Below are 19316 nucleotides of genomic sequence, written 5' to 3' on the forward strand. Positions count from 1 at the left end.
GATGTGGTCCGGGACGTGGTGACCGAGGTTGCACCGGAGGAGCTGCCGCTGCTGGCAGGTCTCGCCGGGTTCGACGACGCCACGGCCGTGCGTCGGCTGGGCGGCGAGGTCCGGCGGCGGGAGCCTCTGGGCTTCGGGCTCGGTGAGGCCGCCGCGCTGGTGACCCCGGTGGTGTGGCTTGCGGTGGACCAGGCCACGCAGCAGATCGTGGGAACCTGGGTGCAGAAGGGGGTCACCAGGACCGGGATCGCCCTGCGCAGAGTCTTCCGCAGGTCGTCCCCTCCGCCGGTCGTGATTCCGGCGCTGACGCGTGAACAGCTCGCGGTCGTACGACGGTCGGTGCTGGCGATGGCCGTGCAGCGCGGGCTGGAGCCGGAGCGCGCGGCGGTCATCGCCGACGCGGTGGTGACCCGGCTGGTGCTGGACGAGCCCGAGCCCGAGGCGGCGGCCGTGGCGGAGGCCGGGCCCGACGGCCCACCCGGACTGCTCGCCCCGCGCACCCCGGTCCGTCCGAACGGGCCCGAGCTGCCGGACGCACCGGCACAACCGGACGAATCCGCCGGGCGGGACGGCGGCCCGGAGGAGCCGGAACAGCCGGGTGAACCCACACGGCCGGTCGGGGCCTGATGGTCGCCTTATCCTCCGGCGCGAGGGCCGCCGAGCAGCCCGCCGACGCCGCCCCGCTCGACGAGCGGGTCCTCGCGGCGGGCACCACCTTACGTTTCGCCCTGCTCTTGGCCCTGCTGGTCGCGGCCAGCGTGAGCATGATCCCCCGGACCGTCTGGCACCTCCTCGCCTCATCGGAGAAGGCCGATCGGGAGGCGGCCTGTTTCCTGGCGGCGGGGATCGACCCGAGCGTGTCGGCGAACGCGAGCTTCGTCCAGTCCCAGCGTCAGCCCGCCGCGCTGGAGGAGTGCACGGCCCGCTTCGCGCAGGACTTCACCACCGTGTCGGTCGGCGTCGGGCTCGTGGCGCTCGCCGCAGCATTCACCGTCCACCGGCTGCTGCCTCTGTGGCGGACCCGGCGCACCAGGGTCGTCCCCCTGGACGTCGTAGACGTGCACGGCCGCCTCCGGCCGCTGCTGGACGAGCTGGTAACCGTTGCCGGGCTCGGCCGCACGCCCCGCTTCGTTGTCGATCCGGCTTCGCGGGCGACCGGCGCCGTCGCGTTCGGCCGCTCGCGCCGGCCCGTGATCCGCCTGGACGGCGGTCTGGTGGTCACCGCCGACAGTGAACAGGAGCGGTTCCGTGCCGTGGTGCTGCACGAACTGGCGCACCTGCACCACAAGGACATCGACATCACCTATGCCGCCGTAGCCCTGTGGCGGGTGTTCCTCGTGCTGGTGCTGCTGCCGTGGACGGGCGTCGGCCTGGACATCCTCCTCCTGCGCGGCTCGGCGGAGGTCCGGGGCGTGTACGCCCCGTTCAACACGCACGCCCAAGTACTCGGCGGCCTGCTGGTCCTGGCGGTCTACCTCTCCCGGCTGGAGATCCTGCGCCATCGCGAGATCTACGCCGACCTCATGGCCGTCCGCTGGGGTGCGAGTGCGCAGCCGTGGCAGGACAGCGCCGTCCGACGGCACGCCGGAGAAGGGTGGCGGAGACCGTTCGTCCGGATCGCCGCGCTTTGGCACACCCATCCGTCGCCGGCCCTGCGTCGCGCCTCCCTGGCCGACCCGATGGCGCTGTTCACACTGAGGGCGCTGCCCCTTTTCCTCACGGGGCTGGCGGCCGACATCCTGGTCTGGCACCTGGACGCACTGCCGTACGAGTTCCTGTGGCTCGGTACCGTGCTCGTCGCGGGCCTGGTCGTCGGCATCGGCGGTGTCGCGCTGTGGCGTGCCGTGCTGTACGCGCTCCGGGCGGGGCGGACGATTCCCTCGGGGTGGTCCGCGGGCCTGTGGCTCGGTCTCGGCGTGGTGGTGGGGGAACTGACCGGGCCGCGCGCCGCGATGAACCAGTGGCTGCCCGCCCACCCCGAGGCACTGCTGATCCTGGTGGCCGCGCTGGTCCTGCTGATGACGTGGACCGCGCAGAACGCCGAGTGGTGGCTGCGGGCCCGGCGGGAACGTCCGCCGGGGCCGGCCATGCTCGCGGGCCTGGCGGTGCCCGCGCTCGCGTACGCCTCGGTCCTGTACTGGTGGCGGTCCGTGGGCGAGGTCCTCACGGACGGCTGGCCGTTCACGACGGCCGGGGTGCTGGCCTCGTACGGACTGCCCGGACTGCCGCCCTCGGACGCCGGGCCGCTCTGGCACATCATCGCTGTGCTGGGCCTGCTGCCCGGAACGCTCACGGGCGTCGGGAGTCTGTGGTGGGCACAGGTACTGCTCTGGGCACTGCCCGTGCTCGCGCTGGTCGTCGCCTCCCGCCCGGGCGGCGAAGGGGCGGGCGGAGGGAGACGGTCGCCCTTCGCCGGGCCGGCGGGCGTACTGACGGGCGGAATTGTCTGCTCGGCCGGGCTGGCCGTGGCGCTGGCCCGGCTGCGAGACGCTCAGCTCGGAACCCCAGGGGCGGTCGGGCCGCTCCGCCTCGCACAGATGATGGTGCCCGTCCTGGTGATCTGCGCCGCGATGGCCCTGACCGCCGCCGTCGTCGCAGCGCTGACCGACTCCAGGTGGCTGACAGCCGGATTGGCGGCGGCTGGTATCACCGCGTTGGTGGACGTGGCGGCCGCGCACGCCCTGGTCCGGGCGGACGCGGGCAGCGGGCCGTCGGCGGTGGCCTGGTCGCTCTCGCGGGAGGTTCACCTCCCTTACGCCGTGGCCCTGGGCACGCCGGTGGCGGGCCTGGCCGCCTTCGTGGGTCGCGGCGCCGGGCTCGCAGGCCGGGGCGCCGCCCTGCTCGTGCGTCAGGTGACCACCGGGCGCGGGGCCGGGCCGCGCCCGGCCGCGCAGCCCTCGCCGGCCGCGCAGCGGCCGCTCCGTCCGAAGTGGCGGCGTGCTGTCCGCCTGGCCGCGGTCGGAGCCGTCGTGACCTGGGTCGGAGCGACAGCACTCGCCGTGGACGTGTCCGCGTCGCCAGGACCGGCCTCCCTGTCAGCCCTGGTGCCGGACCGGGCAGCGCCCGAACCCTCCGCCACGGTGTCCCGGCTCCAACACCAGGCGTGGGCGAAGGCGGGCGGCCTGGAACGCATCGAGGCGCTGCGGACCGCGGAGTTCCGGTACAGCGCCGCTTTCGCAGCCGTGAGCGAGGCCACCGACGACGCCGGATTTCTCCAGGCGATGCACCGGGTCACGAGCGCCTGTGGAGCGATGGACCGGGCCACGCGGCGGGCGGGCGCCTACCTCAGCGTGCCCTCCACGGCGGGACAGCGAATGTGGACGCGTGTGCTGACCCGGCACCGGGAGATGACCGACACCTGTCGGGCCCTGGCCACGCGGCCGGACGCCACGACGGCCGAGGCGGCGGACACCGCCCGCAGGAACGCGATCGACTCGGTCGACGCGATGTCCTACTGGCTCGCCGAAAAGGGGGCGATCCGACCGAAGTGATGCCGACCCCGCGAAGGCCGGAGCCGAGCCCGCCGACCGGGCACCCCAAGTCCGCAGGCTCACCCGACATCACCGACCCGCACTCGACCCCACCGGAGGGCGCACACATGACGATCACCCCCACCACATCGCGTCGGCGGCGCGTCGCGGTCCTGCTGCTGAGCGGTGCACTCGCACTGACCGCGTGCGGCGGAGGCGGCGACGGCGCGGACAAGGGCGCCACGGCCCCGGACAGGAAACCGGGCGAACGCCACACCGCCGTCCTCGAGGTCATCTCCGACTACGGGCGGCCGGTCGCGATCAATTACTTCGGGCACATCACCGGCCCTGACGGCATGAAGGTGCTCGGGCAGAAGGACGGGGAACTGTCGGCGCAGTCGCCGTGGAAGACCACGCTCACGGTGGAGGGCAAGGACCTGTGGGTCAGCCTGATGGCCAACGGCACCGGATGTCTCGGCCGCGCGACCGGCGGTGACTCCTGCGAGACCGGGGCCATCCCGGACCGCAAGGACTTGGCGGGAACAGGCACGACCACCTGCCGCATCACCGTCGACGGCAAGGTCGTCGTGGAGCAGTCGTACACCTGGCCCACCATCATCCCGGTCACCTGTCTCACGCCGCTCAAGGGCAAGGACGGTGACGAGCGGTGACCGAGTCCGTCTCCTCCCTCGCCCCCGGTCCGGCGCCGGATCCGGACGCGCGCCGCCGCTCACGGCGGCGGACCTTGCTGCTCGCGCTGCTTCTTCTCCTCGCCATCACCGGACTGCTCCTGTGGATCTTCATCGGGCCGGACGGCGACGACGGGGCGGACGACGCCCGCGGCTCGTCACCACGCGCCGAGTTGACGCGCGCCGCCGGCCTCCTGCGTGAACTCCCGGCGCTGCACTACACGGGCACCATGAAGATCACAGGAGCCCAGGGAGCTGCGGGCGGCGAGGACGCACGGGTGGACCTGATCGTCAGCAACCCCGCCGACGCGCTTGGAACGTTGGCGATGCCCAGTAGTCCGGCACTGGACTACACGGGCATCGGCGGCAGGTCGTTCCTGCGTGGGGAGACCGAGGCCTGGCGGGCGCTCGGCATGGCCGAGAAGTCGAAGGTACTCGCCGAGCACCCCTCGATGGTGCAGCCAGGAATGTTCTTCTCCCAGGACCTCGCCACCACGCTGGCTCCCCCGGCGCTGGCGAAGACCGTGCGGGCAAAGGACCCGGACGAGAAGATCACCGTCGGCGCCCCCGTCACTGTGGGGGACCACACCTGCACCCCGTTCCACGTCGGCGACACCACCATCTGCCTGAGCGACCGGCAGGCGGACGGCGCCCGGTTCGTCGACCGGATCAGTTTCGGGGACACGGCCGTGCTCGACGTCAAGGTGCCGTCCAGGTCCGAGGTGGAGCGGTTCTCCGCCGACTTCCGCGCGGCACTGCCCGAGATCCGCGACGCGGTGGATCCCCGGATCGACGTGACCACCCAGATCCTGCGCGACTACAAGGGTGAGTGCGCCCCCACGGCCTGTGTCTTCACCGCCCGGGTGACCGTCACCTACCTGGGGTCCACCTCGGAACCGGACGCCTCCAAGGCTGTCCCGGTGACCTACTCGTGGACTGTCGACCGGGACGGGACGCTGGTGGAGCTGGACCCGGAGTGCTCGGGCACCCTCGTGATCCAGCCGGGCAAGTCGAAGGACCTGTCGTGCACCGCGACCGGGCCGTCCGTCGGAGAGGCGACCCGGGGGCAGTACCGCGGCGAGATCCACACCTCCGATCGCGCCCTCACCGAGGAGGCGTACCAGCGCCTCGTACGCCTGGCTGCGGACAACAGCGAGAAGATCGCCGCGCTCCCCGATCCGCCGACGTCCCGCTGAAGGGCTCCTCGAAGGCCAGGAGATCCCTGATGCGAATTTCAGGAGCCGTAGCGTCCGTGACACCACTGCAGGCCGGTACCGGGGTTACAGCGCTGGTGTGGACCTGGTCGCAGCCCGACCGCGGGGATTCGGCCACGGATACAGGGCAGGCGAAGGCGTCTGGTGCCGGGTCCGCGCACACCGGAACGCAGGCCCGGTGGGGCGGGCACGGGAATGGGGCGGGTGGGGCGGAGTGGTGACACCAAGACTGACGGTGCCGGCAGCAGTGCCGGCACCTGGGTCGACCACAGCCAGTCTCCGGGAGCGAATCGATGGGGGATGAGAACGGGTGCGGCGACGCGCGGTCAGGCGCCGAGATGCGGGACAGCGGCGACGCCCGTGCGACGGACGGCGGCGCCGCGATCACCCGAGCCAGCGCAGCGACAGCGCCCGGCGCGCCCGGCTCCGTCTCGGTCGAGGCGACGGGGGCGGCATACGCCTCTAGGGTCTGTTGTGAAAGTGCTGGTCACAGCCACTCGTTGATGGCTGCGACCAGCACGGTCGCTTCGTAGCGGACGGCGAGTTTGTGTACCGGGTGGCGACGGCCCGGTGGCGCTTGAGCCGGTTGATCGGTTCGATTCGCCGCGCGGCTGGCCCCGGCAGGGCGACACCGCCCTACCCGCCACAGCGGGGAGGGGCGGCGTCGCCGGACAGTGGTACAGGTCAGGCCGGGGCGGCCTGCTTCGCCAGCGCGGCGAGCGGGGAGCGCCGGCCTTTCTCCACCGTGCGCAGCTGCTCCCAGTCGACTTCTGGGTGGGCGGTGGGGATCGCGTCGACGGAGGCGGTGGTGTAGAGGGCGACGTCGACGGCCCCGGCCCGGCTGGTGCCGAAGCGGACCTCGACCGACTGAGGGGAGCGGACCCAACCGAGCCGGACCATGTGATCGAACTCAACCCTGCGCACCCCGAGCCGGGCGGCCGCCTGCTCGGGCCCGAGCGGGGTGTCGGCGGCGACCAGCTCCGCCAGGTCCTCGCGGCGGCAGACCTGGTCGACCTGGCCGGGGTGGTGCAGCGTCCCGTCCGGGTTCGCGCTCAGGTCGACCAGGAGGCCGCGGTCGACGAACCGGCGCACTACGAACGCCGTCACCTTCGTCTTCTCGCCGTAGGTGGCCGGGTTCGGGGTGCCGAGCGCGTCGGCGATCCGGTCCGCCGCCGCGCCGCCGGAGATCGGCGGGGTGGACATGGCGGCCTGGATGGTGTCGGCGTCCATCGCCTCCACGGCGGCACGCGACCACCGGGACGGCGGCACGTCGGGAGCGGGGACGAGGCCGGTGTGCCGGGCCCACCGGAAGGCGGCTACGGGCACCTTCAGGCGCTTGGCGGCCTGGCCCGCGTCGTACTCGGTTCGTCGCATGAGATCACCTCTCGCTCGCGTTCGCCGGAAGCGGCGGACAGAACATGACAGAGCATCCGAAAAGCTGTCAATAGCTCTCGGAAGTAAGCAAGTTGGACGCGCACAGCTAGCACTGCGCCCGCGTACGCGAAGGAGAATTCACCCGCCCGGGGCCGCCGACGTCCCGGACCGGACCACCGTGGCGGGCCGGCCAAAGGCCCCACCACGAGGCCGGCCACACCCGGCACGACGCCGGCCACAGCCCTGGTCGGGGCGTGTCCGATGTGACATCACCGAGGACGCGGCGAGCTGGTGCACACGCAGGCCGGCCCTGCGAGGGGTACATGTACCGCATGGTGGGTGAGCGGGTGCGGTGGCCGGCCGTGGTGGACCGGGCGCGGGAGATCGTGGAGAGCTACGAGGGCGGGGTCACGCTGCGCCAGGTGATGTACCGGCTGGTTTCCGAGGGCGTGCTGGGGCACACCCCGTCGATGTACCGGCACCTGTCCTCCCACCTCGCCCAGGCACGCCGCGAGGGCCGCTTCCCGGACCTGATCGACACCCTGCGCGAGGTCCACGTCCCGCCGTCCTGGCCGGACGCCGCCGCGTTCCTGCGCGAGGCCGTGGACTGGTTCGCCCTGGACCGCACCGAGGGCCAGCGCCCGGTGTACGTCGCGGCGGAGAAGGACACCCTCCGGCAGATGTTCACCACCTGGCTCGCCGAATACGGCATCCCGGTCCTGGTGGTCCGCGGCTTCGCCTCCCAGTCCTACGCCGACGTCGTGCGCCGCCGCACCGCCCGGCACGGCCGCGCCACCCTGCTCTGGTGCGTTCTCCCGGGCTTCTCCGAGTGTGGTGTGACGTCGCGCTAGCCGTGTGACCTGGGGTTTTCTCTAGCATCTCTGGGGCTGTCGCGAGTGTTGCGACACGTTGCACATGAGATCGGAGGAGACCCTTGCGGGCCTTTCCTGCTCAACTCCCGTCCGGCGTCCGGTACTGGACCGTTGTGAACGACGACCTGGCCGTGGTCCCGGAGGCGGATGCGTTCCTGCGGCACGTCCGGTTCGGTAAGGACCAGGCCGAGCTGACGACCCGTACGTACGCCGGGCATATCGCGCTGTACCTGCGCTGGTGCATACGGACGGGCCCCGACTGGCGGGTGGCGGCCGCGGAGCTGGGGATGTTCATCGTCTGGCTGAAGTTCGGCACGAAGCAGGTCACGGGTATCGACCGTCCCTCGGGCAGCGGACTGGTGCACCCCGGGCCGGGGGCCGAGGTCATACGCGAGCCGGCGCGGATCCAGAACATCCTCACGGGAGTGCGCCAGTTCCTGTTGCACGGCATCACCGCGAAGACGGTGCCCTCGCACGTGATGGCTCAGATGTACGAGGTGGCGGAGAACTGGGATCTGCCGGAACAGGCCCGTGGGGAGGATGTGACCGGCTACCGGATGCGGCCCCGGCACCGGGTGCAGGTCCCGCGCAAGAAGGGCGAGCGGGCGACCGATCGCGAGATCGTGGAGTTGTTCCTGGCCTGCCGCAACGCGCGGGACAGGTTCATCGTGCTGCTGTTGGGCCGGGCCGGACTGCGTCCGGGAGGCGCGGCCGGGCTGCGGCGCGAGGACATGCATTTCATGCTGGACTCTTCGGCGCTCGGCTGCCCGAAAAAGGGCTCTCACCTGCATACGCTGCGGCGGGACAACTCCAACGGGGCCTGGGCGAAACGGCAGCCGACGGCCGCGCCGGGCCGGTGGAAGCCCGTTGACCACCTGGTGGTGCTCGCCTACGACCAGTACGTGATGGAGCGAATGGCGCTGCCGCACGGCCCGGACAGCGACTTCGTGCTGGTGAACCTGTTCGCCGAGCCGCTCGGCGCGCCGATGACCGCGGACAGCATCACCGAGCTGTTCGGGCGCCTGTCCAAGCGGGCCGGGTTGAGCAGGAACGTCACACCGCGCATGCTGCGGCGCGCGGCGGGCAGCAACGTCGCGGACGCCGGCGGCGGCCAGGACGAGATCGCCGCGCTGCTGGACCACTCCCGGCTGTCCAGTGCGGAGCCGTACCTGACGCCGGCCCCCGACCGGCTGCGGGACGCGGTGAACGCTGTTCCCTCGCCGCGCGAGTTCGCGGGCGGTGCCCGGTGACGACGTTCCTTGCGCCGGTCGTCGACGGACCGGCTCCAGGCCCCGACGCCTCCGACGCCGAGCTGACGACCTTCCTGTGGTCGATGATCAGAGAGGACTTCCTGGCCGAGGCCGGCTGGGACGCCGAGCGCCGCGTCATGACGCCCGTGGGACACCCCACCATGGGCGGCAGGCAGTGTCCCGTGCCCAACTGCCAGTCCCCGGTGCGCGGGAAGAAGCTGTGCAGCACGTGCTACTCACGCCAGCGCAAGTCCGGGATACCGGCCGAGGAGTTCATCAAGATCCCCCGCGTCTCGCGTCACCTGCACCTGGGCACCGGGACCTGCCGCGTCTCCGGCTGCGAGCGCCCGTGGAACAACTCGGGGAAGGAGCCGGTATGCCGCGCCCACCGCTGGCAGAGGATCAAGCACGGCGGCACGCTCGAGGAGTTCCTCGCCGACCCGAGCATCAAGGGTCTGCCCGGCCTCGGGGACTGCTCGGTGCGCGCCTGCAACCGCCAGGCCGTCAGCGAGTTCGGCACGAGACTGTGCCATCCGCACGGGAAATCGCTGCCCGCCCTGCGCCGGGAGCCCGGATTCGATGAGGAGATGTGGCTGCGGACCGCGCCGTCGGGCGGCTACGGCATCGAGATCAGTTTTCGCGGTCTGCCCGAGCTCGTCGTTGCCCAGCTGCTGTTCGGGCTCCAGCACCGCTGTGACCGCGGCGCCCGCACCGAGGCCGGCAACTTCCGTGCCCTGATCGACAAGGCGATCCGCCCCTCGCTCGCCCAGCGCCTGGAAGACGTCCCCGACCCGGCCGCGAACAGTGGCGCCCTGCGCCTGCTGAACCGGACCCGCATCTACGCGATCCGAGCGGTGAAGACGCCCGAGGGCGAGTACGCCAAGGACGAGTGGGACCTGGTGGCCTTCGGGCACCGCGGCTACCTCGTCTTCACCGACATCCACCAGCCCTGGCTGCGGGAGAGCGCGAAGCGCTGGGCGCGCGACTACCTCTCCAAGGTCCGCTCCAAGAGCGTGGCCTCGCACGCGCAGCAGCACCTTCACGGCCTGGCCAAGCTCTCGGACAGCCTGCGCGCGCGGCCCGACCGCGGCCTGGACAAAGCCGCGCTGGCCCGCGCCGATGTCGAGAACTTCCTGAACAGGATGTCGTTCCTCGAAGCGAACGACGAGATGAGCACGCTCACGCGCATCGCCTACATCAGCAAGGCCCGCAACGTGCTCAGGCAGGGCAGAGCCATGGGACTGACCCGTCCCGGGGAGCCGCTGGCGGGCCTGCCGGACGACTTCGTCATCACCCGCGAGGACGTTCCCACCAGCGCAGGGCGCCCAGGTTCTGCCACAGCTCGCCGAGCTCGATCTGGGCCGGAGTGAGCCCGGTCGCGTCAACCAGCTTCTCCTCGCTCATGCTGGCGGGGTGCTCGGCCATCGCGCGATAGATCTTGCCCGCCCATGGCTCAGCGTCAATGAAACCCGCGACCCGCGGGTGACCCCCTTCGTGGAGCAGGCCGAGGCGATGGCGGGCCCGCGCGGCCTTGCCGTCCTGACCCGCAGTCGGCCTATTCCGGCTGGCTGACGACGCCCTTGCAGGCCGGGGTGTTGTCGTTGACGCCCGGCTTGGCCGCCGCCTTGACGGTGTTGAAGTTGGCCACGTAGGCGTCGTGCGCGGCCGAGTCGTCGACCTTGAGCAGTGCCTCATCGTTCTCCCGCAGCGCCGGACCGCTGTAGTTGTGGCTGCCCGTCCAGAGGACCTTGTTCACCGCGCCGTCGTACTTGCCATCGATCAGCAGGTATTTGCTATGCACGATGCGGGCGGCGGTGGCGGGATCGTTGTCGTGGTCGTCGTAGTAGCAGATCGGCGAGAGACCGGAGACCGAGTGGAGCGTCTCCCAGGTGCCGGCGGATCCGCTGCTGTCCTTACTGTCCGTGGACGTGTACACGAGTTCCACCGAGCATCCGGCCTCCTTCAACTCGACCAGCTTGTCGGCCACACCCTGCCGGGTGAACTTGAACATGGCGACCCTGACCTTGGTGTGCTTGGTCGCACCGTCCTGGGTGTACGTGCACGTGACGTTGTCGAGGATGTTCCAGATGGTGTCCGTGGTGTTGCCGCTGCCCGGATAGTACGGGAAGAAGTAGGCCTTGTACGGGCTCCAGGCGCTGGAGGTGTAGCGCCAGTTCTCCCAGTCCTTGCCGGCCAGGGCAGTGAAGTATCCGCTGTACGCGTTATAGATCCCGGTGTTGTAGGTGACGACGTAGGCGTCGTTCCAGAACGCGTTATACGCTGCGGGCGACATGTTGGAGGAGGTCTGCAGTACGACGTCCGATGCCCCGTCGACCTGAGAGAACAGCCAGAATTTGTTGTGGTTGATGGAGGCTCCGAACTCTGGACGGCCGAGGCAGGACTTACCCGCGGGGCATAGGGTGACGAAAGATCCCTGTGTGATGTCGGTGCCGAGAGCGTCCCGCAGGATGCCGTAACTGGCCTCACTGGGTCGGGAACTGACGGTGGACTCGTCCAGCACCATTTGTACGTGGACGCCTCGCTGGCGCGCGTCGGCGAGAGCCTGCGCGACCTCTTGGTCCCACAGGTGGTATAACGCGACCTTGATCGACGAATCCGCTGGTGCCGTTCCGACGTACGCCAGGATCTTGGTGCGGATGACGTTCTGATCCGCCGTTGTTCCGAGCGGATTGTTGAAGATGGGGCCGGACTGCTCGGCGGTGGCGGCCGGCGCCGCGCTGGCCCCAGTTTCCGCAGCCGTTGCCGGTGGAAGACCGACCGCCAGTAGCGACGCCGCCGTGGCGACGGCAGCGGCCGCGATCCCGCATGTACCAAGACGCATGGCTCCCCTTCCATGTTGATGAGTGCGCCGCCCTCACCTCTCCGGTCGGCTGTGTGACGGGTGGACTATGACAGACGCCACAGCTTTGCGACAGTCCTCACTGCCCTGAAATCGCGCCTGATCTGCGGATTTGACCTCGCCCGCATCCATTCGCAGGGGGCACTTCAAGCCTCCATGTGCCAAGTTCATGCCATGCCGAAGAGAGCAGCAGTACTTTGGCATGCCTACGTCGACACGTGTGGGGGGCTTATGAGTGTGAGACATAAAGCCGTCGCTCTAACGACTGTCAAGGTACTGCTGGCGGGAATGCTCTCATCCGTCTTACTGGCACCCGTCATGGCCGGTGCCGCGGAGCGCCAGCCCAGCGTTCCAGGCCGTTCGACGGGGCCGACGCTGTCGCAGCCCGTCGAGCAGGGCATGGCCAGGGCTCCGAAGGTGACATGGCCGCGATCGCAGTCGGCGACGCTCGATGTCCCCGCTGTCGGCTCGGCGCCTCGGGCGATGACCACCGGTGAGGCGTCAGGGGCGGAACCGGCCGACAATCCATCCGTGGTGTCCATCGGCGCCGCGGCCACGGCGGAGCCGAAGAAGATCACCGAGCCTATCGACACCTCCCCGGCCACGGTCCGGGTGGAGGTCCTGGATCGTAAGGCCGTGGCGCCGGTGGGCGGCGTCGGCATGGGGCTTAGGGTGACGCGGAAGGACGGTGTTCCGTCCGCCGGTACCGTCAACGCGATCCTGGACTACTCGGGCTTCGCACACGCCTACGGTGGCGACTTCGCCTCGCGTCTGCGGCTGGTCGAGTATCCGGCCTGTGCCGTGACCACCCCGCACAAGAAGGCATGCGGCATGGCCCGGACCGTCCCGGGGCAGCGCAACGACGTGCGGTCCGGGAGATTGACCGCACCGGTGCAGGCGGCCCCGGACGTCGCGACGCCCCGCTCCCCAAGGCTCCCGGACACGGTCACCGGCCGCTTTTCCGCGGTGGCTCCCGCCATCTACGCGCTCGTCTCGGGTTCGTCGTCGGACGCGGGTGACTATCGCGCGACCGCGGTCAACCCGTCGGGCAAGTGGGACGTCGCCCTGTCCTCCGGCGCGTTCACCTACTCCGTGCCCATCGAGGTGCCGCAGCCTCCCATGGGCATGGCGCCGGACCTGTCCCTGTCGTACAACTCCCAGAGTGTGGACGGCCGCACCTCGGCCTCCAACAACCAGGCCTCATGGGTCGGTATGGGCTGGGACCTCAACGTGGGCGCCATCGAACGCCGGTACATCAACTGCGCCGACGACGGCCACAAAACCTTTGGTGACTTGTGCTGGGACTCTCCCAACTCCAACTCGGATCCCAACGGAGCCGTCTACACGATCCAGTTGGACGGTGTCACCTCGGACCTCATCCAGGACGGCACCGGCACCGGGTCCTTCCGTATCAAGGACGATCCCGGCTGGCGGGTTCAAAAGCTCAATGGCGGCTACGGCTCGGACAACACCGACGAATACTGGGTCGTCACCAAGCAGGACGGCACCCGCTACTACTTCGGCTGGGGCCGTACCGAGCGACTGAACCTGGACAACGTACGGGAGAAAACGAATTCCGTCCTCACTGTCCCGGTCATCGGCGATGACACGGGCGAGCCCTGCCATGCTTCCTACCCGAAGCCCTGCAAGCAGGCCTGGCGCTGGAGCCTCGACCGTGTCGTCACCTCCAACGAGGTGGAGAACTCCTACTTCTACAACAAGGAGACGAACTACTACCGTTCGGTCGCCGCGGCGGACAAGGCGCGCGGTTACGACGCCGGGTCCTACCTCTCCCGGATCGACTACGGCTGGTCCTCCCAGATCCCCGGCGCGCAGCTGCCCGCCATGATCGACTTCCAGCATGTGAACCGCTGCGTCGAACGCATGACGGAGAAGGACCCGCTCAACAACGCCACACCCGACTGTCCCACCATCGACGCCAAGCCCGAGTCCTACCCCGACGTGCCCGTCGACCTGATCTGCGACGGCCCGGAGGACGGCGAGACCTGCGCCGGCAAGACGTACTACCCCACGTTCTTCCAGCGCGACATGCTGTGGGACATCACCATCCACGTCCGCGACACCAACACCTCCGGTTGGGACCTGGTCAAGCAGTACCAATTCAAGTACGCCCTGATGAACCCCTCGGGCTCGGTCGGTGACCAGCTCTGGCTGGACTACATCCAGCGCCGCGGCTACGCCGGTGACGACATCGACATGCCGACCATCAACTTCAACGGTGAGTGGCAGGACAACAAGGTCGGCAGCGGGGAGCTGAACTTCCGGCGTGTCAACAAAATCTTCACCGACGCCGGTTCCACCGTGACCGCAACGTACGGCCACGCCACCGACGAAGGCGGCACCGTCGACCGCACCTGCCCCGAAGGGGGTGCACCCTCCGAGCCGGACAACCACTACGAGTGCTTCTGGCAGAAGTGGGTCCCGGAAGGCGCGGACGCAGAACGCACCGGCTGGTTCAAAAAGTTTGTCACCAAGCGCGTCCAGGTGGACCCGGGCAAGGCCAACGACGGCGCCCCGCCCATGATCACCGACTACGAGTACGACGGAGCCCCCGGCTGGCGCTACACCGACGACCCGCTGGTCGATGACGACGACGAGACGTGGTCGGACTGGCGAGGATACGGCAAGGTGCTTGTCACGACGGGCGCCAACGAAAACAAGCACTCCACCTACCACTGGCTCTACCGCGGCCTGGACGGCGGCCGAACCTCCAAGAGTGACGCCTCAAAGACCGCGAGCGTCAAGGTCGCCGACTCCGACGCGAAGGAGTGGACCGACAGCGCATGGCTGGCCGGACAGACCCTGGAGACCTCCAGCCGCGACCACAACGGTGACTCCCAGGAACGAGAGTGGCACGAGTACTGGGCCCACAACACCGCCCAGTACACGGGGATGCCCGACGCCCGGATGGTGCGCGAGGACAAGATCCGCACCCTGGAGAAGGTCACCAACTCCGCCGACGGTTCCGGCTGGCGCGAGCACATCGTCGAGACCGAGTACGACGACGCCGAGAAGGCATCCACCGTCTTCGGCCTGCCGATGCGCGTCGACGACTGGGGCGAGACCAACGTCTCGGACAACAGTTGCACCGAGTACGGACGCGCCTACAACACCGACGACCTGACCGACGCCGACGACGGCGCCAAGCGCTGGATGGTCTACCAGGACGACGAGCGCCACTACAGCGTCTCCTGCAGCACCGTGGCGGGCGACGAGACCGCAGGCACCCCCGCAGCCCACATGGACAAGCGGGTGACCACCTTTTATGACGGGGCCCTGTCCTTCGCCGAGAACGACAAGGCGCTGGTCGACGGCAACGCGACCGAGGTGCGCACGTACACCTCGGAGACCGCCTGGCACACCGTGAGGGCCCAGTACGACGCGGCGGGCCGGCAGACCAAGACGTGGGACGGCAAGAACCAGAGCACCACGATCGTCTACAAGCCGCAGACCTCCTGGCCGGTGGACGGGATCACCACCACGACCCCCGACCCCGACGGCTCCGGCCCCGGCGCACCCCTGACCACGACCCGCTACCTGTCGCGGTTCTGGGGCCAGGCGTGGAAGACGGTGGACGCCAACGGCAGCACCACCCAGCTCGTCTACGACGCCGTGGGACGGCTGTCGAAGGTCTTCAAGCCCACCGAAGCGGCGAACTATCCCGACGGAACCGCCTCGATGACCTTCGACTACCAGGTCCCGGTGGCATCGTCGGAAACCGGTGTACCGCGGGTGGCCACCGGCGACCCCGTGCGCACCACGACCCGCGTGCTGCAATCGGGCACGACCTACCTGGCGTCCTACACCTACAGTGACGGACTCGGCCGCGAGCGCGAGAAGCAAACCGTCGCCCCCGACGGAACCGGACGGGACGTCCAGGTCACCCGCTACGACTCCTCGGGCAACGTGGCCGGCACCACCGCCGTGTTCTACAACAGCGAAGCCGCCGGCTCCGGTCTGGTCAACCCCGCCGTCGCCGCCATCCCCTCCTACACCGACCTCAAGAGCGACTGGGCGGGGCGCACCATCCTCTCCCAGGTGCAGGCCAAGGGCGTGGTCCAGGCTTCCGGCAAGACGGTCACGCAGTACCAGGGTGCCGACGAGGTGACCGTGTTCCCGCCGGCCGGCAGTCCGACCAAGACGGTCCGGGACACCTTCGGCCTCACTGCCAAGGTGGTGGAGAACCTCAGTGCCCAGCAGTTCACCACCACCTACGAGTACACCCGCAAGGGCCAGCTGAAGTACGTCCACGACGCGGCGGGCAACACCAGCCACTACGCCTACGACTGGGCCGGTGAGCGGGTCCTCAGCGAAGAACCGGACACCGGCAGGACCACCACCGGTTTCGACGCCAACGGGCAGATCCAGACCGTCACTGACCAGCGCAACATCACCCTCACCTACGACTACGACACTCTGAACCGCCCCACCACCGTCAAGCAGGGCGCGAGCGTGCTGACGGAGAAGAGCTACGACACCGCCGCTCAGGGCAAGGGCCTGCTCGCCACCGCAACGAGCTACAGCGCGGGCAAACCGTACACGTCCAGGATCGACGGATACGACGTGCGCGGGCGGGCGACCGCCAAGACCTTCGTGATGCCCGACGACGGGTCCGGACTCGCGGGTGCCTACCAGACCAAGTACCACTACGACCTGGCCGACCACGTCACCGCGGTGGACTACCCGGCGCTCGGCGGCCTGCCCGCCGAGACCGTCACCACCACCTACAAAGACGGACGGGCCACCAAGGTCTCCAGCCCGCTCGCTACGTACGTCGCCGATGTCGGCTACGACAACATCGGCCGTCTGACCTCACGCAGTCTGGGCACCGTGGGGACGAACACCAGCGTCGTGCGCCGCTTCGGCTACGAGGACGCGAACGGCTCCGGCTGGCTGAAGAACATCACCACCGAGACCACCGCCGGCGGCACCACGAAGACGGTCCAAAACGACAGCTACACCCGCAACAACGGCGGACAGGTCACCGCCTTGCGGGAAGGGACCGACAACCAGCAGCAATGCTTCACCTACGACGAGCTGCGCAGGATCACCGGGGCCTGGACCACTGCCTCAACCACCTGCACCGGCACACCGACGTCGGACTTCGCCGGTCCCGACCCCTACCAGAGCAGCTACACCTACGACCGGATGGGCAACATCCAGTCGGTCACCGACAAGGCGTCCGCCTCGGCAGCCGCCATCACGAGCGACTACAAATACCCTGGCTACAGCACCGACGAATCCACCTACACCCCCGACCAGCCCCGCCCGCACGCCGTCACCGGCGTGACGCGCAGCAACGGCGGCACCGACATCTACAGCTACAACGACGCCGGGCAGATGACCGGTCGCACCGTCGGCTCCGTCCCCTCCGTCCTGGACTGGGACGCGATGGGACACCTCGCCAAGGTGACGCAGCAGAAGACGGCCGGGGACGAGGTCTCCACCTACGTCTACGATGCCGACGGCAACCCCGTCGTCCGCAACACACCGAAGGAGAAGGTCCTCTACCTGGAGGCAACCGAACTCCACCGCACCGACAAGACCCGCGCGACGCGGTACTACGCCGTGGACGGCAGCAGCGTCGCCATGCGCACCGCCACTGAATCCGACCCGAACGGCAAGCTTACCTGGCTGCTCTCCGACGGGCAGGCCTCCACGCAGCTGATGATCACAGCAGTCGGCGGCGTCCTGGTCCGACGGCGCACCACTCCCTTCGGCAAGCAGCGCGGGACCACGGCGAACCTGCCGGCCGAGACGGACCGCGGCTTCGTCGGCAAGGCGGAGGACGACAGCACCGGGCTGTCCCTGATGGGGGCACGCGTCTACGACCCGAGCCTCGGCCGGTTCCTCAGCACCGACCCGGTGACCGCACCGGAGCAGCCCCAGACCCTCAACCTGTACAGCTACGCCCGCAACAACCCCGTCAACCTCACCGACTCGACCGGCCTGTACTCCTGGGACGACTTCACGGACGACGTCAAGAGCACCGGCAAGGTGGTCTTCGCCACCACGTGGGTGGTAGCGGTCGATTACGTGGGGCACAACGTGGGCTACGGGCTGAAGCTCGTGGACACCCTCGTCGACGTGCCCGACCCTATCGCCAACTTCGTTTTCGGGCCCCCGGACGACCCCAACGCCCTGCGCATCGCCTGGGAATGGGCCACCGACACTGGTCCGCGTCACCGTGATCTGACGGGCAACAGCCGCTTCACCAAGACGCTCAAGTCGCACAAGCATGTGAAGGCGACGCGAACCAAGATCGCTCAGGACCTGCGCTCCGGCAAACTGCAGGCCGGGGACCCCGGGTTCAACAACTACAGCCTGGGCGGTTCAATCTCGGACAGCTTCGGCAAGCTCTACAGTGACTTCACCAGCAACCTCTCGGCAGCCTTCCTCGGCTCGTACGAGCTCAAGTACAAGGTGACCTCCGTCGACAAGGCGGAGGGTACGGCCCGTGTCCGCTTCACCGCGGAGAACGCAAGTACGATCAACTCCGCCACCCACCCCGGCGGTGTCGGTTACGGCACATGGTGGGACAAGAATATCGGTCATCCGCTCGACAACGAGGTGTTCAAAAAGGGAGTGATGTCCAAGAGGACCCAGACGATCACCTGGACGGAGACCATCCACTACGGACCCTCCAACTCTGGCGGGAGTGGCGGCCACGGAGGCGGAGGTGGCTCCCTGTCCTGGGCAGTCACGCTTACCCTCTGGCTGTTCAGCTTCTTCTTCTAGCCCGGACAGCACCAACGGTAACGAGTGAGTGAAGGAGGATGAGACAGGTGTCCATGAGATGGATCGTCGCGGCGGTGGCGTGCACGACCCTGCTCGGGTCGGTCACCGGGTGCGCCGGCCAGGAGAAACGTCTGGCACCTGTCTCGTCCTCGGCCGTGATCGGCCACTGGAAGGGTGACTGCGGCGCCACTCTCGATGTGGCGAGAAACGGTCACTTCGCATTCGCTGAATTCCCGTCAGGGGAGGGACCACACGACGAGCTGCGGCTCAGCGGGAGCGGCCAGTGGTACCTGTATCGCGGAGGAAAGGGCGCCCCGCCCCCTTCCCTCGACCTGAAATACGACAGGACCCTCTTCTCGCTCCTTTTCACCCGATCATCCGACGGCGCCCTCACCGGGATGCGGTTCGAGGAAGAGGATCGCACCTGCTCGTTCACGCGGAAGGGATAGCCGGTCGGCCGTGGCCCGTCAGTCGAGTACGCGCAACGAGTGCGATCGGGCACAGGCTGACGACACAGTACATCCTCGCAAAGATCGTCGGCCGGTTCCTCGCCCCAAACGACGACCAGAACCTCGTCATCCTGATCGAACACCACACCTCTGGGCTGAGCATCGCGCACTGGCTGGAGCCCACGCGCCGGTCGCGTTCGGCGGTGACATGCATGGGGGTCTCTGATGAGCAGTTCTTGGCCGGCAGGTCCGACATCAGTCCGAGCACCAACTTCCCTGCTCGACGCCTGGATTCGACCCGGCTGCATCGCGTAGCGGCCCCGCGGCAACACCACTGTTGCAGGTGCTGGCCGTCATTCCAGCTCTCTCACCAGAAAGA

11 protein-coding genes are annotated in these 19316 nt (G+C 69.0%); 9 read left to right on the top strand and 2 right to left on the bottom strand.

What is annotated here, in order from left to right:
- The first annotated feature begins 15 nt into the window (after positions 1-15).
- The 4 genes from IH25_RS41995 (at position 16) to IH25_RS0132205 (ending at position 5355) form a co-directional block, all read left to right on the top strand.
- Positions 16-627, top strand: a complete 612-nt coding sequence (locus IH25_RS41995; RefSeq protein ID WP_209445401.1) for a hypothetical protein — start codon at positions 16-18, stop codon at positions 625-627.
- The gene (locus IH25_RS0132195; RefSeq protein ID WP_030618814.1) at positions 627-3491 is read left to right on the top strand and encodes a M48 family metalloprotease; all 2865 of its coding nucleotides are present in this window, start codon (positions 627-629) and stop codon (positions 3489-3491) included. Before IH25_RS41995 ends, IH25_RS0132195 begins: the two co-directional genes overlap by 1 nt.
- Before the next feature lie 107 nt (positions 3492-3598).
- Positions 3599-4141, top strand: a complete 543-nt coding sequence (locus tag IH25_RS40955; protein WP_030618817.1) for a hypothetical protein — start codon at positions 3599-3601, stop codon at positions 4139-4141.
- Entirely contained in the window at positions 4138-5355 is a 1218-nt protein-coding gene (locus IH25_RS0132205) for a hypothetical protein (RefSeq protein ID WP_030618820.1), read from the top strand. Before IH25_RS40955 ends, IH25_RS0132205 begins: the two co-directional genes overlap by 4 nt.
- 702 nt (positions 5356-6057) lie before the next feature.
- On the opposite strand, the gene IH25_RS0132210 is transcribed toward IH25_RS0132205, so the two are convergent.
- Positions 6058-6747, bottom strand: a complete 690-nt coding sequence (locus IH25_RS0132210; protein ID WP_030618824.1) for a hypothetical protein — start codon at positions 6745-6747, stop codon at positions 6058-6060.
- Positions 6748-7070: 323 nt separating this feature from the next.
- On the opposite strand from IH25_RS0132210, the gene IH25_RS0132215 reads away from it, so the two are divergent.
- The 3 genes from IH25_RS0132215 (at position 7071) to IH25_RS0132225 (ending at position 10239) form a co-directional block, all read left to right on the top strand.
- Positions 7071-7598: a hypothetical protein gene (locus IH25_RS0132215; RefSeq protein ID WP_209445402.1), complete on the top strand. Its 528-nt coding sequence runs from the start codon at positions 7071-7073 to the stop codon at positions 7596-7598.
- Positions 7599-7732: 134 nt separating this feature from the next.
- Entirely contained in the window at positions 7733-8869 is a 1137-nt protein-coding gene (locus IH25_RS0132220; protein WP_245172948.1) for a tyrosine-type recombinase/integrase, read from the top strand.
- Positions 8866-10239 carry a hypothetical protein gene (locus tag IH25_RS0132225; RefSeq protein ID WP_030618834.1) on the top strand — a complete coding sequence of 458 codons (1374 nt, stop codon included), beginning with the start codon at positions 8866-8868 and terminating at the stop codon, positions 10237-10239. Before IH25_RS0132220 ends, IH25_RS0132225 begins: the two co-directional genes overlap by 4 nt.
- A gap of 185 nt (positions 10240-10424) precedes the next feature.
- Here IH25_RS0132225 and IH25_RS0132230 read toward each other — a convergent pair whose 3' ends face one another.
- A complete protein-coding gene (locus IH25_RS0132230; protein WP_030618838.1) occupies positions 10425-11711 on the bottom strand; it encodes a phospholipase D-like domain-containing protein in 1287 nt (428 codons plus the stop codon).
- A gap of 549 nt (positions 11712-12260) precedes the next feature.
- On the opposite strand from IH25_RS0132230, the gene IH25_RS0132235 reads away from it, so the two are divergent.
- Both IH25_RS0132235 and IH25_RS41825 read left to right on the top strand, forming a co-directional pair.
- On the top strand, positions 12261-18488 hold the full coding sequence (locus tag IH25_RS0132235; protein ID WP_157847056.1) for an RHS repeat domain-containing protein: 6228 nt from the start codon (positions 12261-12263) through the stop codon (positions 18486-18488).
- A 53-nt stretch (positions 18489-18541) separates the two neighbouring features.
- Positions 18542-18937 carry a hypothetical protein gene (locus tag IH25_RS41825; RefSeq protein WP_167346061.1) on the top strand — a complete coding sequence of 132 codons (396 nt, stop codon included), beginning with the start codon at positions 18542-18544 and terminating at the stop codon, positions 18935-18937.
- Positions 18938-19316 lie beyond the last annotated feature (379 nt).

It is taken from the genome of Streptomyces achromogenes subsp. achromogenes (assembly GCF_000720835.1).
In the GTDB taxonomy this organism is placed as follows: domain Bacteria; phylum Actinomycetota; class Actinomycetes; order Streptomycetales; family Streptomycetaceae; genus Streptomyces; species Streptomyces achromogenes.